The organism is Campylobacter sp. CNRCH_2014_2849, from assembly GCF_025772845.1.
GTDB lineage: Bacteria > Campylobacterota > Campylobacteria > Campylobacterales > Campylobacteraceae > Campylobacter_D > Campylobacter_D lari_D.
Genome location: NZ_JAKMSW010000004.1, coordinates 89,625 through 109,672 on the forward strand (window position 1 = coordinate 89,625; position 20,048 = coordinate 109,672).

At 29.7% G+C, this 20,048-nt stretch carries 19 protein-coding genes; 11 read left to right on the top strand and 8 right to left on the bottom strand.

Going from position 1 to position 20,048, the window contains the following annotated elements; genetic code table 11:
• Window positions 1-29 precede the first annotated feature (29 nt).
• Window positions 30-221 carry a 50S ribosomal protein L35 gene (rpmI, locus tag L8X33_RS03930; protein ID WP_039617094.1) on the bottom strand — a complete coding sequence of 64 codons (192 nt, stop codon included), beginning with the start codon at window positions 219-221 and terminating at the stop codon, window positions 30-32.
• 142 nt (window positions 222-363) lie between these two features.
• On the opposite strand from rpmI, the gene L8X33_RS03935 reads away from it, so the two are divergent.
• The 11 genes from L8X33_RS03935 (at window position 364) to L8X33_RS03985 (ending at window position 9,918) form a co-directional block, all read left to right on the top strand.
• On the top strand, window positions 364-1,464 hold the full coding sequence (locus L8X33_RS03935; RefSeq protein WP_263670004.1) for an HP0729 family protein: 1,101 nt from the start codon (window positions 364-366) through the stop codon (window positions 1,462-1,464).
• Between the two features lie 178 nt (window positions 1,465-1,642).
• Window positions 1,643-2,479, top strand: a complete 837-nt coding sequence (locus L8X33_RS03940) for a GTPase (RefSeq protein WP_263670005.1) — start codon at window positions 1,643-1,645, stop codon at window positions 2,477-2,479.
• A gap of 9 nt (window positions 2,480-2,488) precedes the next feature.
• Entirely contained in the window at window positions 2,489-2,854 is a 366-nt protein-coding gene (locus tag L8X33_RS03945; RefSeq protein ID WP_214099293.1) for a hypothetical protein, read from the top strand.
• A complete protein-coding gene (locus L8X33_RS03950) occupies window positions 2,851-4,494 on the top strand; it encodes a dynamin family protein (RefSeq protein ID WP_214099292.1) in 1,644 nt (547 codons plus the stop codon). Before L8X33_RS03945 ends, L8X33_RS03950 begins: the two co-directional genes overlap by 4 nt.
• Window positions 4,491-5,987, top strand: a complete 1,497-nt coding sequence (locus L8X33_RS03955; protein WP_263670007.1) for a GTPase — start codon at window positions 4,491-4,493, stop codon at window positions 5,985-5,987. The genes L8X33_RS03950 and L8X33_RS03955 overlap by 4 nt, the downstream gene beginning before the upstream one ends.
• Window positions 5,988-6,062: 75 nt before the next feature.
• Window positions 6,063-6,419 (top strand): hypothetical protein, encoded by a 357-nt coding sequence (locus L8X33_RS03960; RefSeq protein ID WP_263666475.1) that lies wholly within the window; start codon window positions 6,063-6,065, stop codon window positions 6,417-6,419.
• A 28-nt stretch (window positions 6,420-6,447) separates the two neighbouring features.
• Window positions 6,448-6,642 carry a hypothetical protein gene (locus tag L8X33_RS03965; RefSeq protein ID WP_263666476.1) on the top strand — a complete coding sequence of 65 codons (195 nt, stop codon included), beginning with the start codon at window positions 6,448-6,450 and terminating at the stop codon, window positions 6,640-6,642.
• Between the two features lie 75 nt (window positions 6,643-6,717).
• Entirely contained in the window at window positions 6,718-6,939 is a 222-nt protein-coding gene (locus L8X33_RS03970) for a hypothetical protein (RefSeq protein WP_263670008.1), read from the top strand.
• Between the two features lie 48 nt (window positions 6,940-6,987).
• Window positions 6,988-8,655, top strand: a complete 1,668-nt coding sequence (locus L8X33_RS03975) for a DUF3944 domain-containing protein (RefSeq protein ID WP_263670010.1) — start codon at window positions 6,988-6,990, stop codon at window positions 8,653-8,655.
• Window positions 8,656-8,728: 73 nt separating this feature from the next.
• Window positions 8,729-9,034, top strand: a complete 306-nt coding sequence (locus L8X33_RS03980) for a hypothetical protein (protein WP_263666479.1) — start codon at window positions 8,729-8,731, stop codon at window positions 9,032-9,034.
• Window positions 9,035-9,051: 17 nt separating this feature from the next.
• The gene (locus L8X33_RS03985; protein ID WP_263670011.1) at window positions 9,052-9,918 is read left to right on the top strand and encodes a helix-turn-helix transcriptional regulator; all 867 of its coding nucleotides are present in this window, start codon (window positions 9,052-9,054) and stop codon (window positions 9,916-9,918) included.
• Here the strand turns inward: L8X33_RS03985 and L8X33_RS03990 are convergent.
• From L8X33_RS03990 to purB, 7 genes are all read right to left on the bottom strand, one after another.
• Window positions 9,915-11,006: a DNA adenine methylase gene (locus L8X33_RS03990; protein WP_263670012.1), complete on the bottom strand. Its 1,092-nt coding sequence runs from the start codon at window positions 11,004-11,006 to the stop codon at window positions 9,915-9,917. The genes L8X33_RS03985 and L8X33_RS03990 overlap by 4 nt on opposite strands.
• A 34-nt stretch (window positions 11,007-11,040) precedes the next feature.
• The gene (infC, locus tag L8X33_RS03995; protein WP_039617082.1) at window positions 11,041-11,562 is read right to left on the bottom strand and encodes a translation initiation factor IF-3; all 522 of its coding nucleotides are present in this window, start codon (window positions 11,560-11,562) and stop codon (window positions 11,041-11,043) included.
• The gene (thrS, locus tag L8X33_RS04000) at window positions 11,559-13,370 is read right to left on the bottom strand and encodes a threonine--tRNA ligase (protein WP_263670013.1); all 1,812 of its coding nucleotides are present in this window, start codon (window positions 13,368-13,370) and stop codon (window positions 11,559-11,561) included. The genes infC and thrS overlap by 4 nt, the downstream gene beginning before the upstream one ends.
• 106 nt (window positions 13,371-13,476) lie before the next feature.
• Complete coding sequence (locus tag L8X33_RS04005; RefSeq protein ID WP_263670015.1) at window positions 13,477-14,283, bottom strand: undecaprenyl-diphosphate phosphatase; 807 nt, start codon at window positions 14,281-14,283, stop codon at window positions 13,477-13,479.
• Entirely contained in the window at window positions 14,280-16,265 is a 1,986-nt protein-coding gene (locus L8X33_RS04010; protein WP_263670016.1) for an OPT family oligopeptide transporter, read from the bottom strand. The genes L8X33_RS04005 and L8X33_RS04010 overlap by 4 nt, the downstream gene beginning before the upstream one ends.
• A gap of 15 nt (window positions 16,266-16,280) precedes the next feature.
• Window positions 16,281-18,656, bottom strand: a complete 2,376-nt coding sequence (locus L8X33_RS04015) for a ribonucleoside-diphosphate reductase subunit alpha (protein ID WP_263670017.1) — start codon at window positions 18,654-18,656, stop codon at window positions 16,281-16,283.
• Between the two features lie 17 nt (window positions 18,657-18,673).
• Window positions 18,674-20,002, bottom strand: a complete 1,329-nt coding sequence (gene purB / locus L8X33_RS04020) for an adenylosuccinate lyase (protein WP_258107746.1) — start codon at window positions 20,000-20,002, stop codon at window positions 18,674-18,676.
• Between the last annotated feature and the right edge of the window lie 46 nt (window positions 20,003-20,048).

Here is a 20,048-nt window from a genome sequence, read left to right on the forward strand (position 1 = left end):
CTTTCGTCAAAAACTAAATTTAAGCGAGCTTAAATTCCTAACATTTTTTCAACCGCTTTAACATTGGTTGAGTGAACATACTTAGAAGTGCGAAGATCACGCATTCTTTTAGCAGGTTTTTTAGTCAAAATGTGGCTTCTATAAGCAGCACCTCTTTTGATTTTATTTTTACCTACTTTGAAGCGTTTAACAGCACTTTTAACGCTTTTCATTTTTGGCATGTGTATCCTTTGGATAAATTTTTTCATAAAAGAAAGCTATCATTTTACTATAACTATGCTTTAGAAAAATTAAATTCATTTCTTAAGAATTTTTTTAAAAAATTAAGTAAAATATCAAAATCAAACATTTTCAAGGAAAACTATGAACAATCTTTTAATCCTTTATAATCCTTACTACCAAGATGGTGTCATCAAAGAGCATTTGCATATTCTGCTTGATAAAGGTCAAGTTGCTTTTGCCAAAGTAAAATCAAAAATCAACGATCAAAACAATTCTTTTGAAAAAGACTTAGATGAAATTTATACTAGCACTAGCAAAGATAATCCTTTGCAACTTTTTTTAAGTGATTATGCGAATTTATTTGTAGCAAAGGTCACAAAGGTAAGTAAAAGTTTAGATGATGAGAGTTTATTGCCAAGTTATTATAAAGAAAAGAATTTTAACATCGAGTGTTATTTCATCATAGAAGATTTAAGAGAATTAGTTCGTGAAGATTTTACAACTGTTAAAAATCACTATCTATCAAATTTTACCACGCCAAATTATAAAAACAACTCTTATGCTATCTATGGAAATTCTTATATATATCCTTTAATCATCAAGCAAAAAAACGAGATTGATTATTTTTTAGATGAAACAAAACATTATTTGGATATTTATAAAAACCAAGAATATTTGCAAATTCAAGATATTTATAAAAAATACATCTTTGGAAATGAGCTTTTTCACCTTTTACATCCTGATAGCATTAGCAATATAATATACGCTGAAATGGAATTTGATAAAAACAAACAAGATCCTTTGTATGATTTTACTTCTATCATCGTTAAATACTCTAAAACCTTAGAATATGAAATTTATGATTTTTGTAAAAAAATATTTTTGCAACTTTGCCAAAAAGATGAAAGTATAAAAAACATAAGCTATAGCGTGCAACAAAATGCTTATACATTAAATGATTTTTTTAAACACAAACCAAATATAGGTACAATGAAGTTTTTACTTATCAATAAACAAATTCAAGACTTACTTGAAATAAAATGTAAAAATTTTATCATTTATGAGCTTTGCAAGCATATAAATACTTTACAAGACATAAGAAACACAGCTGTACATGAAAAAGCCTCATCGCTAGAGCAAACTAAAAAGTTAAGAAATCTCATCTTAGGCATGGATACTTTTAGCATTTTAAAAGGAATTTTAATACAAAAGCAAAGATTAGACGATAAGCAAGTATTGTAATATCACAATACTTGTTTGCTACACCAATAAACTAATAAATATATCTTTTATATTTTGAAATTTAACTCTTATGTGACGCAACCTGTCGTAAAGCTAAAATATAATTTTATTAACAAAGTTAAATATCTTGACAATGGGGGGGGGGAATGTATAATTTTGGTTTTATAAAAGGAGAAAAATGCCAAGTGATGATATATTAAATAAATTTGATATAAGAAATGAATATAAAAGTTTCTTAGCCATCTTAGAAACAATTAGCAAAAAATCAACTATTTGCGTCATAGGTTTATACAATAGTGGTAAAAGTTCACTGCTTAATGCCTTAACAAATTCTTTTGATAAAAATAATTTTTCAGTAGCTGATATAGTCGAAACAAAAGAAATTAAATCTTTAGAATATAAAGATGTAATTTTTATCGATACACCTGGGCTAAATGTTGATGAAAACGATGATGCAAATGCTTCTAAAGGCTTTTTGCAATCTGACATATATCTTTTTGTACATAGTGTTTTAACGGGGGAATTACACAAACAAGAATTTGAGTATTTGAAAAAATTAGTTGAAAATAATGATGATAATTTTGTTAAAAATTTAGTCATTATTTTGTCAAAATCTGATGGAGTAGATAGAGATAAAATTAAACAAGTCAAAGAAAGTATGGAAAATCAATTATTAAATTTTATCGACCAAAAAACCATTGATAAAATAAAAATAATTCCTATTTCATCTGAAAGCTATACTAAGGGTTATAATGAAAATAAAAAACTACTCATAGAAAATAGCAATATAGAGTTATTGAATCAAACACTTAATGATTTAAAATCCAATTTAAAAGTAAATGAAAATAGAAAAAATAAACTACAAAATCATGAAATTTTTACAAAAATAAATAATTTAATTTTTCAAAAAAATAAAGAATTAAAAGACAGGACTACAAAAAGAGAACAACTCAAAACAACGATTGACAATGAAATCAAAAAAGCTAATAAAAACTTAGCAAAAATTTTAAATTAAGGAGATATCATGTTGCCATTATTTTGGATAGGAGCCGCAGTAGCATCTGCTTTTGTTGGTAAAAAAATATATGATAGTGTTACAGAAAAAGATAATGATGATTATAATTTTGAAGAAAAAGAACAATCTGATTCTGAAATACAATACAATAATTTACTTAATGCATACAAAGAAGATTTTAAATCTAAAAAAATAGAGCTAGTAACTTCTAGTTATACAGACGCTTGTAAAAATTCCACAAAACCATTTATTGTATTTACAAAAAGTCAAGAGCTTAATGATATTGATGAGCAAATATACTCGCTCGAAAACGACATTGAGCAATTAAAAGAAATTCAAAATCAGCTAAAAACAAAAATAGAGGAAATTTCATGAAAGAACAACTAAATCAATTCTATCATGACTTAGAAAAATTAAGCATAATAGGAACTAATTTACTTAAAAAAAGAGAGCAAGTAGAAAATTATGTAAAAGAATTTAAAGAAAATTGTGTAAAAATCAATATAGCTCAACTTGAAACTAAAAATCAAGAAATTGGTGAATTTTTAAAACAAAAGTTAGATTCAATACACCTAGCTATATCCAACTGGGAAAATGAAATTTTAAAACTTTCTAATGAAGACAAATTTAGAGATGAATTAGAAAATAATTTCATTGTTATTATTTATGGAAAAGTAAAGGCCGGTAAAAGCACTTTAGGAAATTTTGTAGCTAGCAATTGCTTAGAAAGTCAAAAACCTTATTTTAAAGTCTACGATAAAACCGGAAAAGAAAGAGAAAGTGAAAAACTAGAAGAAATTCAAGAATTTAAAACAGATATTACAGAATGCACTAGCTCTATACAATTATTCAAACTAGGCGGAAAAGATGAAAATGGTGGTATAGCATGGGTAGACACTCCAGGATTATTATCTACAACGGAAGAAAATGGAAATTTAGCTAAACAATATATCGAAGCTGCTGATTATATCATCTTTCCAACTAGCTCTGATGCACCTTTACAAAATGATGAAATAGAACAAATCAATGAATTAGTAAATTCTGGTAAAGGCTCTGCTTTAAGATTAATCATCACAAAATCAGACAAAACAATACAAGATGAAGTAGATGGAAAAATAGTTGCTATATTAGAAAATAAAAAAGAAGAAGATAGAAAAAAACAAGAAGAATATGTTTTAAATACAACCAAAGAAAAAATCCCAAATTTAGAACAAAATGAAAAAATTATGTCAATTTCAGTTTTTACAGCACAAGAAGGGATTAAAACAAACAATATAGAATTATTTAAAAACAGTAATATAGAAGAATTTTACAATTCTATGTCTTTAGTGCTAACAAAAAAAGCTCAAAAACTCAAAGAAGAGGTGCCACAAAAAAGATTAAATTCTTTAATTAATTCTATTTTAGAAAAATCAAACGCCAAAGATGACTATCAAGCTTTAAAGAATCTAATCGAAGAAAAAAAGAGAGAAGGGCAAGCTATACAATCTAACTTGAATAATGAAATTTCTTTATTATTGCACGAAGAATTAAACATTATAGCAAATGAAATTAATGAATTTAATGCAGAGGAAAAATTTAAAAACACAGCAAAAACTATAGCAGAAAAAGTAAATAACCAAATATGCTCTGAAGTTAATAAACTAGTAAATGATTTTGTTATGCGATTTAACATCATAGCTCCTGCTTTAGATTCAAAAATAGAAACAAAATATAAAACATACAAATATACCATACCGAGAGGCTTTTTTGAAAAATTTATAAATACCATCAGTTTTGACTATTTCTACAAAGAAGAAACAACAAATAAAAAAATCAAAGCAGGTGACAATAGGTCTGAACTGATAGAAAAAAATATCCAATTGCTAAAAAAACACTATGAGGAGGTAGCAAATGAGAGTATTAAAACATTTTACAATGATGTTTTAGTTCCTTGTGAAAAAATAGCAGAAGGATTAAAAATAAACATTATAAGCCTAGAAAATAAATTATTAAAACTAAAGGAAAATAAATGAAAAATATAATTGAACAATACAAAAGCAAAATTGCTATTTTGCAAAATATAGAATCAGAGCTGGTTGATCATCAAATTTGCGATCAAGAAAAAATAACTCATCTTAAAAATACTTTGCAAGATAAAATAGAAAATTTTAAACCAAAAATGATGGTTTATGGAGTATATAATTCTGGAAAAAGCACCTTAATAAATGCTCTAGTAGGTAAAGAAGTAGCAAAAACAGGTGATGCTCCAGAAACAAAACAAGTACAATCTTATAAATATAATGATTTTGAAATTTTTGATACTCCAGGAGTAAATGCACCTGAAGAAGATCAAAAAATAGCAGATGATTATTATAAGCAATGCGAATTGATTTTGTTTGTAATGAGCAATGAAAATGTAGAACAAACTTTTTTATATGAAAAAATAAAAAAAATCATAGATGATAATAAATCAGCCATTATTATCTTAAATAAAAAACAAAATGTAAGTGATGAGGATGATATTAAGCAACGCGAAGTAATTTACTTAAATCTTGAAAAATTTGGCTTTGATAAAGAAGATGCTAAAGAAAAAATATCCGTTTATTCGGTTAATGCATTAAGTGCTTTTAAAGGTAAATCTGAAAATAAAAATCTTTTATATGAAAATAGTGGATTTTATGAACTTGAAAACAAGATCAAAGATTTATTCTATAGCAGTGGCGAAAAAGAAATAATACAATTATGTAATAAAAATATTAATGATTTTATAGATGATGTTAATATATCTATAGATAAAAAGTTAGATGATAAATCTATAAAAATTATAGAAAATTTCATCAGCAACACTCAACGCGAAAAAGAGGTAGTAAAACATGAATTACTAGGCATTGTCAATGAAAAATGTTCTAAATTAGAAAATGAGTTATATGATAAAAGTGAAGGCAATATATCTTTGCTTGAAGATGTGATAAAACAAAGCGTAGATGAAATAAAACAAAAATTAGAAAATACCATGAAAGAAAAAGTTGAAAATCTCAAAAAAAATATTGAAAATATCAACTATACTTTTGATAAATTAAGTAAATGCGGTGAAATTAAATTTAATACCTCCAACTCTGATGAAGATGCTGGTATAACAGATTTCTTAAAAAATGATGCAAAAAAATGGTTAAGTGGATTGGAGCTTGCACTTATAGCGATTCCACATCCTTATGCAAAATTAGCTCTAAAATGTGTTGCAGTTTTAAATACTATACTATCAACTGTTTTTTCAGACAATGAAACAGAATCTCAAAATGAAAAAAATAAAGCAAAACAAATGCATATTATCAATGAAATAAAAAATATAATTCTTCATATTAAAGATAATTTTACAAAAGCAATAACTGAACAAGTTAATGATATTTATAATCCGATTATCAATAGTAAATTATCTGAAAAATTAAACACAGAGGAGCTTAACGCTAAGTTGCTAGATATGAAAAATCGCATTGGGGAATTAAATCAAGAGTTACCAACTGCTTAATTTTAAAAAACGACACAACCTGTCATAAAGCTAAAATATAATTCCTTTTGTAAATCAAAACAAAAGGAGTTATTTATGGGAAAATTAGGTTTTATTTTAGGTGGAGTTGCTTTAGCTGCAACTGGATATGGATTAAAAAAATGGTATGACAAAACCAAAGAAGAAAATGCATACTGGACTGATGATCCAAAAGACATAGCATGTGAAATGCTTGGACAAGCTGCTGAAAAAGTTTATAATGTAGTTGATGCGGTGGATGATAAATTTTTCAACGAGCCTTTGGTTGTTGCAGATTTATTTGGCGGAAAAGAAACCATAGAAAATAATCCCGAGCTTAAAGAAAAATACGAGCAAACACGCGCTAGCATAAAAGAGATTTTTGAAAATGCAAATCCAAGTGAAATAAAAGAGCAAAAAATGGATAATTTTTAACAGCTCACAAAACAAAAAAAGGAAATTAATGATACGTCCTATGCCATTTAAAAAAGTATGTAAAAAATGCGGGTATTCTAAAGTAATAGTTCCAAAATCTGATGTTATATCTTTTAGTGGTGAAATTTTTTCTTGCCCAAAATGCAAAGAACCTCTCCAAAGAAAAAACGCTAATGCCTTAGAAATGGCATTTAGCACTATATTAAGTGCTTTTAAAAGATAATGCTAATTTACGACATAACCTGTCATAAAGCTAAAATATAATTCCTTTTGTAAGTCAAAACAAAAGGAATTATTTATGGCGGTTGTAATTGGTATTATAGTCATGATAGCTACTGCTATATGGGCTATTGCCTGCGGAGCTTTTTGGGCTTTACTTATATTTGTTTTATATTGTGTTATTTTGCCAAGTTTATTTTTAATAGAAAAATACGGAATTACAAATGTAGCGGTGTCTTATGCGCTAATTTTAGCAGGTATAATGGTGCTTGTAAGGATCATTAAAAGCAATAAAACTTAAGCAAACTTAGATACAATAAAAAATAAATTCAAAATTGAAAGGAAAAAGATGGCATATAAATATGACAAAGATTTGGAATTTTTAAGAGAATTAAATGATGAAGTTTTAAACGATTTGGTAAAAACTCTTACCCATGATGATGATGGTAAACCAAGATATACAGAGGAATTAACCAAAAATGAACTTTATAAAAAGCATTATCCACAACATGAAAAATACATAGAAGCCATAATGGAAGAATTGCAAAAATTTGGCGGTAATACTATTGCTAATAAATTCCGAGATAGTGGTATTTTATATAAAGAAATTCTGCAAGATGTTGCTGAAAAATTAAAAATAAATTTTAATAAAGATGATACAATCTTAGAAATAGAAGAAAAAATTTTAAAAGATACTTTCAAAAAATCCATTGAAAAACTATCTCCAGAAGAATTAAAAGAGCTTTCACAATCTTTGGACTTAAAAGATATCACTAATTACTCTAAAGATGTTATTTTAAAATATACAGAAGTGAATTCGAGTTTAGTTTTAATGTTTGGTATTTCGCAAATGCTAATAAAAGCAATTAATCAATCTATACTTAAATTTACTGCAGGTGCTGTCACTCAAAGAGCTGGAGCTAGTTTTTTAGGTCCTATTGGCATGACTATAACTGGTCTTTGGACACTCAATGACATAGCCGGAACAGCCTTTAGAGTTACAATACCAGCTGTATTTCATATAATACATCTAAGACAACATTATCTTTTAGAAAAACAAGAATTAGAAAAAAAGCAAAGAGAAAAAAAACAGCTAAAAGAAAAAATACAAGATGGTAAAAAATATAGTATTAATGAGCTATTTGATCAAAAATTAAACATTTTAATAGCTGGTCCCACTGGTGCTGGTAAAAGCTCTACTATAAAAGCACTATTTGAATATGAGGGAAAAGAACTTGATATAGAAATCGGAACAACAGCTAAGCCAGAAACTAAAGAAGTTAAAGATTTTAAACTAGACAATTTAACAATCTATGATTCGCCTGGTTTTGGAGATAGTGAAGAAAACGATAAAATATATAAAAATCAAATCGAAGAATTATTGAAAAAAAAGGGCGATGAAGAAATTGATCTTGTTTTAATCACTTTAAACGGTGCAAATCTTAGAGATTTAGGTACTTTTTATAATCTAATTAAAGATACCATTATGCCTACATTAAAAGACAAAAAAAGAATATTGATTGCTATTAATAAATGTGATAAAGCTTCAGATATACCAAATTCTTTTGATTATGAAAAAAATCAACCTAGCATAGAACTAATAGAAAAACTAAACGAAGATGTAGAAATCATTAAAAAAAGAATTTATGATGAAACTAAAGTAGATGTTGATATAATATACTATGCAGCAGGATATACCGATAAAACAAAGAAAAAACAAAAATCATACAATCTTAAAAAATTGCTAGCATATATCATTGATAAAACACCTACAGAGAAAAGATTTGTTTATTTAAAATATAAATCACAAAATGAAACAAATTTTCAAGACAATGATAACATTGAAAACTACAATGAAAAAATAGGAAATTCTTTTATAGAAACGCTCAAAGAATATGCTGTAAAAGGCGTAGAAATAGCAAAAGATTTTATTGATTTTACAAAAAGTGAGCAATTTCAAGAAGTCATAAATGTTTTCAAGAAAATATTTAACTCTTCAAAAAGTTCAAAAAAATAACAATTTTGCTAGTCTAAATATTTAGACTAGCACTTAAATTTACAAGTTTAATATTTTCAAAGAAAGTCACACCATGCTAAACAAACTACCTCAACTTTTTTCATTGCTTTTTAGCTATAAATCAAACATCTTTGATATCATCTCAAAGCCAAAGCAAGCTTATACTTACACTAAGTTTGCTTTAGAGCTAAAAGAGCTTTATGAAAAAGAAAATGACAAAACAGAAGCTGCTTTTATCATCCTAGATAGAGTACTTAAATTTAAAAAAGAAAATCCTGATGATTTTAGTGATTTTTTAAAACTTATTCAAGAACTTTTAACTACCTATGAAAATGATCCAAAAACAATCAAACAAAACATCAAAGATTTGCTAAAATAAACAAAAAAAGGTTGTATATGGAAAAAGACAAGCTTTCTACGCGTTTAGTTTCTATACTGCAGTGTTTAAACAATGGCGAGCGTTTTAGCTTAGAAGAGCTTGCACAAGAATTTAATGTCAGCATTCGCACCATACAAAGAGACTTGCATGAGCGCCTTGCTTTTATCCCTATAAAAAAAGAAAATGGAAAGTATTTTTTAGAAGGCTATGTTTTAGGAAAATTAAGCTTTAAAGATATACAAAATTTTGCTATTTTAAGCGGTATAGGTAGGCTTTATCCTAGTTTAGATAAAGAGTTTTTAAACGACTTGCTTAATGAAAAAATCAATAAAGCTTTTTTAGTCAAAACCCAAAGCTATGAAACACTTGATAGAGAAATTTTTGAAGAACTAAGCGCAGCTATCATAGCAAAATACCCCATTAGTTTTTACTACAAAGAAAAACACAGAAAAGCAAATCCATACAAACTCATCAATATTGATCACATATGGTATCTTTTAGCAGATGAAAACGATACTTTAAAAACCTTTGCTTTTTCTAAAATCACACAACTAAGAGTGGAAAAAAAAGAAATTTTTACCCCAAAAGAAAAGTTTTTAAAACAAATTCAAAAAGATCAAAGCAACTGGATTAGTAAAGAAAACAAAGAAGCTATTTTAAAACTTGATAAAAAAGCCAAAGAATATTTCTTAAGAAAAAATGCCCTTACTAAATACGAATTTATAGATGAGGATGAGAATTTTATTTACATCAAGGCATTTTATACCTATGATGATGAGCTTTTAAATTTAATAAGATATTGGATACCATATATTAAAATAAACAAACCTATCGCTTTAAAAGAAAAACTTTTTGAGCAGTTAAATACATACATGCAAGATTAGCGTTTTTTTAATACATAGAGTTGTTCTTGTATATGCATAGAGCGCTTAGAAAGGTTTCTGCTAGCTCTAAAGGCATTATACTTTTGCTCAAGCACAAAACATTCTCCAAGACTTTGAAGTCTTTTTGTGAATTTTTCTTTTTTTACAAAACCCTCACAATTATAAGAAAGCAATACAATCTTGGCTTTTAAATCATTTATCAAATCAAACAAAGCATCTTCGGCTTTTTTTTCTTTGTTAAAAGCACTGCGGTTCCAGTCTTTTGGTATACCAGAAACCTTTGAAATTTCCTTTGGCTTTTTATAATTAGCGATTAAATTTAACATAAAATAATTTGATCCATAAGGGTGTTGATTATAAGGTGGATCTAAATACGCCACATCAAAGCTATCAAGCTCTTTAGCTAAAACATTTGCATCCTTTTGAAAAACCTCATATTCACAAATAAAATTTGAAAAAATAGGCATTTTTAAAGCTATATCACCCTTTATACGACTAAGTGCATTTGCTCCATTTCCTCCAAATTTTCCTACTCCATTTTTATCTTTATAAAAGCCTTTAAAAACCCCACTTGTATTTGCATGTACACTTGCTTCGTAGATAAGAGGTGCGATGAAGTATTTTTGTATATTACTTGGCAGGCTTGAAATTTTTTCTCGCATAGAGTCTAAATACATAGCGTTTTTAAGTGTGTAGAAAACTCTTTCATTCTTTTGGATATACTCATCATCATTTGGTGCATAAAGCTTGCTTATAAAGCCTTTTTTGAGTTTTAAATCAGAAGTTAAAAAAGCATAATGTTTTTGTAATTCTTGTAAAAATTTTGCGTTTTGATTGCTTAAATAACACTCATTGATGATTTTAGAATAATCTTCCAAATCATTTGCCATGATAAAACTCGCATAAGGCTTCACAAAACGCGAAACTACCCCAGAGCCACTAAATACATCGCAAAAACTAAATTTGTCTTTTTTAAGCTCATTTTGTGCGAATTTAAAGCCTTGATTTAAAAACTCGAGCAAGGATCTTTTATTACCAAGATAAGTTATGATTTGTTCTTTTAAAAATTGTGGATTTTCTTCTAGCATAAGTTTAAAATACAAGCCTTAAAAAGGCTTGTGATTATTTTTTCTTTTTAGGAGTTACTAGCATATTTACATAGCGTCCTTCGAGTAAAGGCTCTTTGTCTCTATCTGCTATATCTTCAACCATTTGCCAAATTTTTTCAAGCAAAGCTACCCCTGCTTCAGGAGAGCCCATCTCACGACCTTTTAAAAACACTCTAAATTTCACATGCTTGCCTTGCTCTAAAAACTCGCTTGCATGTTTGACTTTATAATTAATGTCATTTTGAGCGATTTTCACAGAAAGTTTGATTTCTTTTATATCAATAACTTTTTGTTTTTTCTTTGCTTCTTTTTGTTTCTTTTCTTGTTGATAACGAAATTTTCCATAATCCATTATCTTACATACAGGTGGTTTGGCTTCAGGGGCTATCATCACCAAATCAAGCCCTAGTCTATTTGCTATATCTAGTGCTTCATCACTACTAATAATGCCATAAACCTTGCCATCATCACCTATACATCTGATCTCATCTGCTTGAATTTCTTCATTTAGCAATACTTCTTTTTCTTTACTCAAAAGCGTACCTCACTTAATTTCTCCTTTGTTAGGGTTATAAATTCATCTAAAGTCATTGTTTTTTGTTCTTTTGCTCTTCTATCTCTTAAAGCCACACTTTTGTTTGCTACTTCTTCATCGCCTAAAACAAGTATCATAGGCACATGTGCTTTTTCGGCTGTGCGGATTTTTTTATTTAAGCTTTCATTTTTATTATACACTTCACTATCAATGCCAAGTTCTAAAAGTTTTCTTGCTATTTCTTTTGCATACTCATGATGATTTTGCGAAATAGGCACTATAGCTACTTGAGTTGGTGCTATAAAAAATGGCAACTCACCCGCACAATGCTCTACTAAAATTCCTATAAATCTTTCAAAAGAACCCAAAATAGCACGGTGAAGCATTACAGGTTGTTTTTTCTCATTATCTGCGTCTGTGTATTCGAGTTTAAAACGGCTTGGTAGGTTAAAATCTACTTGTATAGTTCCGCACTGCCATTTTCTTTTTAGCGCATCAGTAATTTTAATATCGATTTTTGGGCCATAGAAAGCTCCACCGCCCTCATCAATGCCATATTTTAAACCTTGCTCATCTAAAGCTTCTTTTAAAGCCTTTGTAGCTATATCCCAAATTTCATCATCGCCTATTGCTTTTGCCGGACGTGTTGAAATTTCCATTTCATAATCAAACTCAAAAGCCTTCATCAAAGTATCAACAAAACTTAAAATTTCTAAAACTTGTTCTTTTATCTGACTTGGCATACAAAAAATATGTGCATCATCTTGAGTGAATTCTCTTACCCTAAAAAGCCCGTGCAAAACTCCACTTTTTTCATGGCGGTGCACCACGCCGTATTCAAAAAATTTCAAAGGTAAATCGCGATAACTTCTAACATCACTTTGATAAATTTTAATATGTCCTACACAATTCATCGGCTTAATGCCATATTCTTGCTCATCAATTTGCGTAAAATACATATTTTCTTTATAGTTTGCATAATGCCCACTAATTTTCCACGCATCAGCTTTTAAAAGTTCAGGCCCACGCACAGGCTCATAACCTCTTAATCTATGTGCTTTATATAATAAATGTTCTAATTTACTTCTTAATTTTGCACCATTGCTAAGCCATATAGGAAGCCCGCCGCCTATTTCATCATCAAAAGCAAAAAGTTTCATTTCATTACCAAGTTTTCTATGATCTCTTTTTTTAGCTTCTTCAATGATTTTTAAGTATTCATTTAAACTTTCTTTATCTGCAAAGGCAGTACCATAAATTCTTGTGAGCATTTCTCTTTTTTCATCACCACCCAAATACGCTCCCGCTACACGAGTAAGCTTGAAAAATCTTAAATATCTAGTGTTTGGTACATGAGGTCCACGGCATAAATCTTCAAATTCGCCTTGCTTATAAATACTTACTTTTCCATCAGGAATTCTCAGCAAAACCTCTTGTTTTAAATCATCATTAGCAAATTTTTCTTTAACATCAGCCTTTGAGAGTTCGTATTTTGTGATGTCTAGCTTTGCTTCTGCTAGTTCTTTCATTTTCTTTTCGATTTTGCTTAAGTCTTCTTCTGAAATCTTGCTATCAACTCTAAAATCATAATAAAACCCATCTTCTATCACAGGCCCTACGAAAAATTTAGCCTCTGGATACAAACTTTTAATCGCTTGAGCCATTAAATGTGCACAAGAGTGGCGGATAACTTCTAAACTTTCTTTAGAGTTATCAAAATAAATCGGAGTTAAATTTATATCATTGTTAAAACTTTGAGTATCTACTAAAGTTTCATTATTTGCATATGCAATTATATCTTTTGTCATTTCTACCCTTAACACTCACTAACCTTGTGAGCTTAAATTAAAATATAAGACTAATTTTAGCTATGAAAAACTTAAACTTTTTTTAAATAAAGGATATTTTTATATTTCAAATACCTGTTCTTGATATATCTAAAGTACCACTCATAAAAAGGTATAAAAATACAAAACCTAAAATTATCCTATAAATTCCAAAAGGTATGAAGTTTATTTTGCTAATTAATTTTAAAAATATTTTAATTACTATAAAAGCCACTACAAAAGCTGTTATAAAACCTATGGCTAAAGGAATGAAATTATTCATATTGCTTAAAACCTGTGGTTCTTTATAAATGCTATAAGCTGTTGCGATAATCATAGTAGGAATTGCAAGCAAAAATGAAAATTCAGAAGCAACTTTGCGATCAAGTCCGAGCAATAACCCACCTATGATACTTGCTCCACTTCTTGAAGTACCTGGTATAATAGCAAGAGCTTGGGTTAAACCTATCAAAAAAGCTTGTTTATAACTTACCTCATCTAAAGAGTGGATTGTATAGTCTTTTTTTCTATGTTTAAGTTCTATGATGATAAAAACAATCCCACCAATAATTAACATAGTAGCCACGGTATAGCCATTAAATATTTCTTTTAAAAACTTATATGCTATAAAACCTACTCCACCTGCGGGCAAAAAGCCCACAGCAAGTTTTAACCAAATATCAAGTTTTTGAGTTAGTTTTTCTTTAAAAATAAAAATCACCGCTAGTATAGAACCAAGCTGAATGATGATAAAAAAACTTCTCCAAAAATCATCTATATTTAAACCCAAAATTTCAGCACCCAAGATCATATGCCCAGTAGATGAAACAGGTAAAAATTCTGTCAGACCCTCAATGATTCCTAAAATCAAAGCATAATAATAATCTAAATTCATTTTTTAAGCACTCTTCTTGCAAAAATTAGCATAATCGCTATAAATACTACAAAACCTATAATCCCATCATCTTTAAATGAAGTTGCAATAGCAAGCGGATCTTCAGCTCCACCTCTACTAATAGAAAGCACAGTTAAACCAGCTATTAATACTCCAAATATACTCTCACCCACTATCAAACCAGAGGCAAATAAGGTTCCTTTTTGCTCATGCTCTTGAATAAGTTCTTTTTTATGAGCATTTTTAGCATATCTTTGATCCAAACGCTTTTTAATTAAATATGCCAATAATCCACCTATAAACAAAGGCATATTAACAGCAGGTGGTAAATATATACCTATACCCACAGCTAAAGGTGGTAAAGACATATTTTTCTTTCTTAATAAACGATCGACAATGATTATACCAACACCCACAAAAGCTCCTGCTATAATATAACTCCAATCAATGTTAGCGTTAAAAATACCTTGAGCTATAGTGCTCATTAAATTTGCTTGTGGTGCAGCAAGTGCATTTGCCTCATCCATTCCTTGTCTTGGCATTGCACCCACAAAACCATAAGCTTGGTATAACAAATTTAACACAGGAGCTATAGCTAAAGCTCCAAACACACAACCTATAATCAAAGAAACTTGTTGTTTCCAAGGAGTTGCACCCACTAAATAGCCAGTTTTTAAATCTTGTAAATTATCATTAGAAATAGCAGCAGTTGCCAAAATAACACTAGTAGTAAATATAGCAAAAGCAATAGCAAATTTAGACATTAAAGGATCACTAAATAAATCTACTTGATAACCCAAAAGTAAAATAATCAAAGAAGAAATCATAATCCCAATTAGTCCTATACCTGAAATAGGAGAAGATGATGAACCCACTAAACCTGCCATATATCCACAAGCAGAAGCTACAAAAAAGCCTATAAAAATAGCTACTAAAGTTCCTACTAAAGCAAAAAGAATTTGATAGCCACTTGCTAAATTTGAATCAGCCACAAAAGCATAAAATGAAATAAATAAGCCTATACACATAAGCACAAATAAACCTAGCATAGCTTTTAAAGATAAATCCATATCTTTAGGATCTTGTGAGAGGTTTAATGAAGTTTTTTTAAGCATATTTTTCATGCCATCATATACAGGCTTTGCAAGTTCTATTAAAGTCCATAATGCTGCTATGGCAATAGCTCCTGTACCTATTAAGCGTACTTTTTGAGCCCAAATTTGATTAGCTATATCAAGTGCACTTAAGCTTACATCAAAACTTTCTTTAGCAGAAAAATATGGCACAAAAACCATCCAAGCAAGTACCATACCCACAAGCAATGCAACACCTCCAGCTATACCTACTAAGTATCCAGCACCCAAAAGTGCCACTGAATAGCCCATAGAAAATCCAAAAGTCATTTTTTGCCAAATAAATGCAAAACTACTTCCACTTGAAAGTAGTTTAAAGCCACTTGAAAAAAGGCTTACAATAGAAGCTAATACTACACCAAGTGTGATTTCTTTTAAGCCCACCTTTCCTTTTTTATCAGCTTGATCTTTATTAGCCACTTTTAAAATTTCAGCAGCAGCCCTTCCTTCAGGATAAGCCAATTTACTCTCTACTACCATAGCTCTACGCAAAGGTATAGTAAAAAGCACGCCTAATCCACCTCCGCAAAGACAGAGCATAAAGGTAAGCCAAAGTGGAAATTCAAACCAATACCCACATATAAAAAGACCTGGTATAACAAAAATCACAGCCGAGAGCGTACCTGCAGCTGAAACTTGAGTTTGAACCATATTATTTTCTAAAATATTAGAATCTTTAAAGATTTTTAAAACAGCCATTGCAATTACAACAGCAGGAATAGAAGTAGAAAAAGTAAGACCAACTTTAAGCCCCAAATATACATTTGAGGCAGTAAAAATAATCGTTAAAATACTTCCTAGTATTATACCCCTAAGCGTAAGCTCCGGTAGTGAGTTTTTTACATGCATTTTGTTTCTCCATTTTTATTGACAACCTTCACATTCTATAGTTCTATCAACCACATCATCATTTACTTTTTGACTATCAGGGCTTTCGCTTCTTAGATAGTAAGTTGATTTAACACCTAATTCCCAAGCAAGTTGATAAATTTCATTTAAATATCCACCGCTTGCTTTATCTAAAGAAACAAAGATATTTAATGATTGACCTTGATCAATCCATTTACCACGAATCGCTGCTGCTTTTACTAAGATTTTTTGATCAAGCTCATAAGCAGGAGTATAATACTGCCAAGTATTAGCGCTTAAATTTGGCACCACAGTTGGTATCATACCACTTAAGTTTTGCTCAAACCATTTTCTTTTATACACAGGCTCAATTGTTTGAGTAGTACCCACTAAAATCGAGATAGAAGAAGTTGGTGCTATAGCCATTAAATAACCATTTCTTATACCATCTCTTTTTAGTTTTTCTCTTAATTTTTCCCAATCACACTCGCTTTGATCAAACAAACCTTCACTTGCGGTAAGTTTTTTAGCATTTTCATTTGCCACATCAATTGGTACTATACCTTTACTCCAATTTGATCCTTCAAAGTCAGGATAGTTTCCTTTTTCTAAAGCTAAATTTGAGCTAGCTAAAATAGCCTCATAGCTAATCATCTCCATAATACGATCAATTTTTTCAAAATGCTCATTAGAACCCCAATAAATTTGAGCTTCAGCCAGCATTTGCGCTTCACCCATTACACCAAGTCCTATAGCGCGTGATTTTAAGTTGGTATTTTTAACCTTTACATGGGGATAAAAATTCAAATCAATCACATTATCAAGCATTCTTATCGCTGTTGGTACTATTCTTTGGATATCTTCTTTAGTGTTGATTTTACTTAAGTTTATACTTGCAAGATTACAAACTGCGGTTTTTCCTTCGTTTTTATATTTTTCTACTATATAAACTTTTTTACCATTAATACTATCTAAAGTAGAAACTTTCTTAGCAAGCTTTTTATACCCTCCATCTATTGTAAGCTCTTCATCCTCGTCTAAATGAAGCTCTGTTTTATCATCAAATACGATTTTAATTTGATAATAATTTGGATCTGTATTTTGAAAAATTTCTGTACATAAATTTGAACTTCTTATAATTCCTGCGTGGGAATTTGGATTTGTTTTGTTTGCACTATCTTTAAAACATAAAAATGGCATACCTGTTTCAAAATAAGATAAAAGTATTTTTTTCCAAAGCTCTTTTGCATCTATAATTTCTTTAGCTATGCTTTCATCTTTTTCAAATTCTTCGTATTTTTTCTCAAATTCTTCACCATATAAATCACATAAACTTGCAGTATCAGCAGGATCAAAAAGCGTCCATTTACCATTTGTCCTTACTCTTTTCATAAATAAATCATTAATCCACAAAGCAGGGAAAAGTTCATGCGCTCTTCTTCTTTCTTCGCCAGAATTTTTACGCAAATCTAAAAAGTCATTAATATCCATATGCCAAGGTTCGATATATACAGCAATCGCCCCTTTTCTAGTACCAAGTTGATCAACAGCAACGGCTATGTCATTAGTGATTTTTAAAAATGGTATGATCCCGCCTGCTGCGTTTTTATGCCCATCTATACTTCCACCCATAGCACGCACCTTAGACCAATCCCAGCCTATACCACCACCAAATTTAGATAAGAGTGCCATTTCTTGATAGGAATCAAAAATCCCTTCTATATTATCAGGTGTGCTTCCTATATAACATGAGCTTAATTGGTGTCTTGTAGTTCTTGCATTTGAAAGGGTTGGAGTTGCAAGCATTACTTCAAAAGTTGAGATCAAATCATAAAATTTTTTAGCCCAAGTTTGAGAATCTAATTCATTTTGTGCTAAAAACATCGCAATAGCCATAAACATTTGTTGTGGTAATTCTATAGGCATACCTTTAGAATCTTTAATCAAATACCTATCATATAAAGTTTTTATACCAAGATAAGTAAATTGCAAATCACGCTCTGGCTTGATATAAGCATTAAGATCATCTAAATCATATTTTTCTTTTAGGCCGATTAAAATCCTACCTTCTTTTTCGCCTTTTTCAAGGTATTCTCTTAAATGCTTATACCCATTATAACCACTTACTTTTTTATATAAATCATACAAAAACAATCTTGCAGCAACAAAGGTCCAATTAGGCCTATCAATATCTATTTTATCTACTGCTGTTTTTATAAGAGTTTGTTGGATTTCTTCTGTTGTTATACCATCACGAAATTGAATTTTTGCATCTACTTCAAGCTCACTTTGACTTACATTTTCTAAATTTGCCACCGCGTCGGTAGTATATTTTTTAATCTTAGAAACATCTAACTCTTCAGTTCTTCCATTTCTTTTTAATACTTTCACTCACAACCCCTAGTTTATTATTTAAAAGTTCTTTCAAAAATTTTATCTACATTTTTAGTATAGTAGTTATAATCAAAGCAATTTCTAATATCTGCTTCACTTAAAGAATTTTTCAAATCCTCATCAGCTAATAAAGCTAATAAAAACAAACTCTCACCTTTTTCATTTAAAGCAGGCTTACCATTTTGTAAATCAGCCCAAACTTTCATAGCATTTCTTTGAACAATCTTGTAAGCTTCTTCTCTGCTTATACCTTTAAATGGAAGTTCAAGCAATACTCTTTGAGAAAATACAAGCCCTCCGGTTAAATTTAAATTTTTCATCATATTTTCTGGATATACCAAAAGCTTTTCTATCACACCGCATAATCTTGAAAGCATAAAATCAGTCGTGATAAAAGCATCAGGTAATACAAATCTTTCTACACTAGAATGTGATATATCTCTTTCATGCCATAATGCTACATTTTCTAAAGCAGGTGTTACATAAGCTCTTATCATCCTGCAAAGACCGGTAATATTTTCACTCAAAACAGGATTTCTTTTATGAGGCATAGCTGAACTTCCTTTTTGTCCTTGAGAAAAATATTCTTCAGCTTCATATACTTCTGTTCTTTGAAAATGGCGGATAGCAACAGCAATTTGCTCACAACTTGAAGCTAAAATAGCTAAAGCCGAGATAACTTGTGCGTAACGATCTCTTTGTATAACTTGGTTTGAAACTGGTGCTGGTTTAAGATCTAAATTTTTACAAACTTCTTCTTCAAATTCAAGTGGAGCATGAGCAAAATTTCCCATAGCACCACTGATTTTTCCATAGCTAATCACTTCTTTTGCATGAATAATTAAATCTTTTGCATGAACTAGCGAATCATACCAAATAGCCAAAACTAAACCAAAAGTTATAGGCTCTCCATGAATTCCATGACTCCTTCCTACCATTAAGGTATTTTTATGCTCATATGCTCTTGTTTTAATCGCTGCTAAAACTTGATCTAAATCTTGCAAGATTAGTTCTAAACTATCTTTAATCTGCAAAGCAACTGCGGTATCAATACAATCTGAACTTGTCATTGCATAATGTACAAAACGACTTTCCTCGCCTAAGCTTTCACTTACACTAGTTAAAAAAGCGATAACATCATGTTTGGTAGTTTTTTCTATTTCATCTATTCTTGCTATATCAAATTTTGCATTTTTTATAATTTTTTCACAATCATCGTCTTTAATAAGACCAAGTTTATTCCATGCTTTCACAGCAGCTAATTCTACTTTTAGCCATGCATCATATTTTGCTTGCATGTCCCATTTTTTAGCCATGATTTCTCTACTATATCTTTCAACCATTTTCAAGACCTTTTTTTATATAATTTTTTATGAAAAAATAGCTTGA

Coding starts and splice junctions, on each gene's coding strand:
- L8X33_RS03955 (WP_263670007.1), top strand. CDS start 4,491: ATGAAAAATATAATTGAACAATACAAAAGCAAAATTGCTATTTTGCAA.
- purB (WP_258107746.1), bottom strand. CDS start 20,002: ATGGTTGAAAGATATAGTAGAGAAATCATGGCTAAAAAATGGGACATG.
- L8X33_RS03975 (WP_263670010.1), top strand. CDS start 6,988: ATGGCATATAAATATGACAAAGATTTGGAATTTTTAAGAGAATTAAAT.
- L8X33_RS03985 (WP_263670011.1), top strand. CDS start 9,052: ATGGAAAAAGACAAGCTTTCTACGCGTTTAGTTTCTATACTGCAGTGT.
- L8X33_RS03935 (WP_263670004.1), top strand. CDS start 364: ATGAACAATCTTTTAATCCTTTATAATCCTTACTACCAAGATGGTGTC.
- L8X33_RS03945 (WP_214099293.1), top strand. CDS start 2,489: ATGTTGCCATTATTTTGGATAGGAGCCGCAGTAGCATCTGCTTTTGTT.
- L8X33_RS03970 (WP_263670008.1), top strand. CDS start 6,718: ATGGCGGTTGTAATTGGTATTATAGTCATGATAGCTACTGCTATATGG.
- L8X33_RS03980 (WP_263666479.1), top strand. CDS start 8,729: ATGCTAAACAAACTACCTCAACTTTTTTCATTGCTTTTTAGCTATAAA.
- L8X33_RS03990 (WP_263670012.1), bottom strand. CDS start 11,006: ATGCTAGAAGAAAATCCACAATTTTTAAAAGAACAAATCATAACTTAT.
- rpmI (WP_039617094.1), bottom strand. CDS start 221: ATGCCAAAAATGAAAAGCGTTAAAAGTGCTGTTAAACGCTTCAAAGTA.
- L8X33_RS04005 (WP_263670015.1), bottom strand. CDS start 14,283: ATGAATTTAGATTATTATTATGCTTTGATTTTAGGAATCATTGAGGGT.
- L8X33_RS03960 (WP_263666475.1), top strand. CDS start 6,063: ATGGGAAAATTAGGTTTTATTTTAGGTGGAGTTGCTTTAGCTGCAACT.
- thrS (WP_263670013.1), bottom strand. CDS start 13,370: ATGACAAAAGATATAATTGCATATGCAAATAATGAAACTTTAGTAGAT.
- L8X33_RS04010 (WP_263670016.1), bottom strand. CDS start 16,265: ATGCATGTAAAAAACTCACTACCGGAGCTTACGCTTAGGGGTATAATA.
- L8X33_RS03940 (WP_263670005.1), top strand. CDS start 1,643: ATGCCAAGTGATGATATATTAAATAAATTTGATATAAGAAATGAATAT.
- L8X33_RS03965 (WP_263666476.1), top strand. CDS start 6,448: ATGATACGTCCTATGCCATTTAAAAAAGTATGTAAAAAATGCGGGTAT.
- L8X33_RS03950 (WP_214099292.1), top strand. CDS start 2,851: ATGAAAGAACAACTAAATCAATTCTATCATGACTTAGAAAAATTAAGC.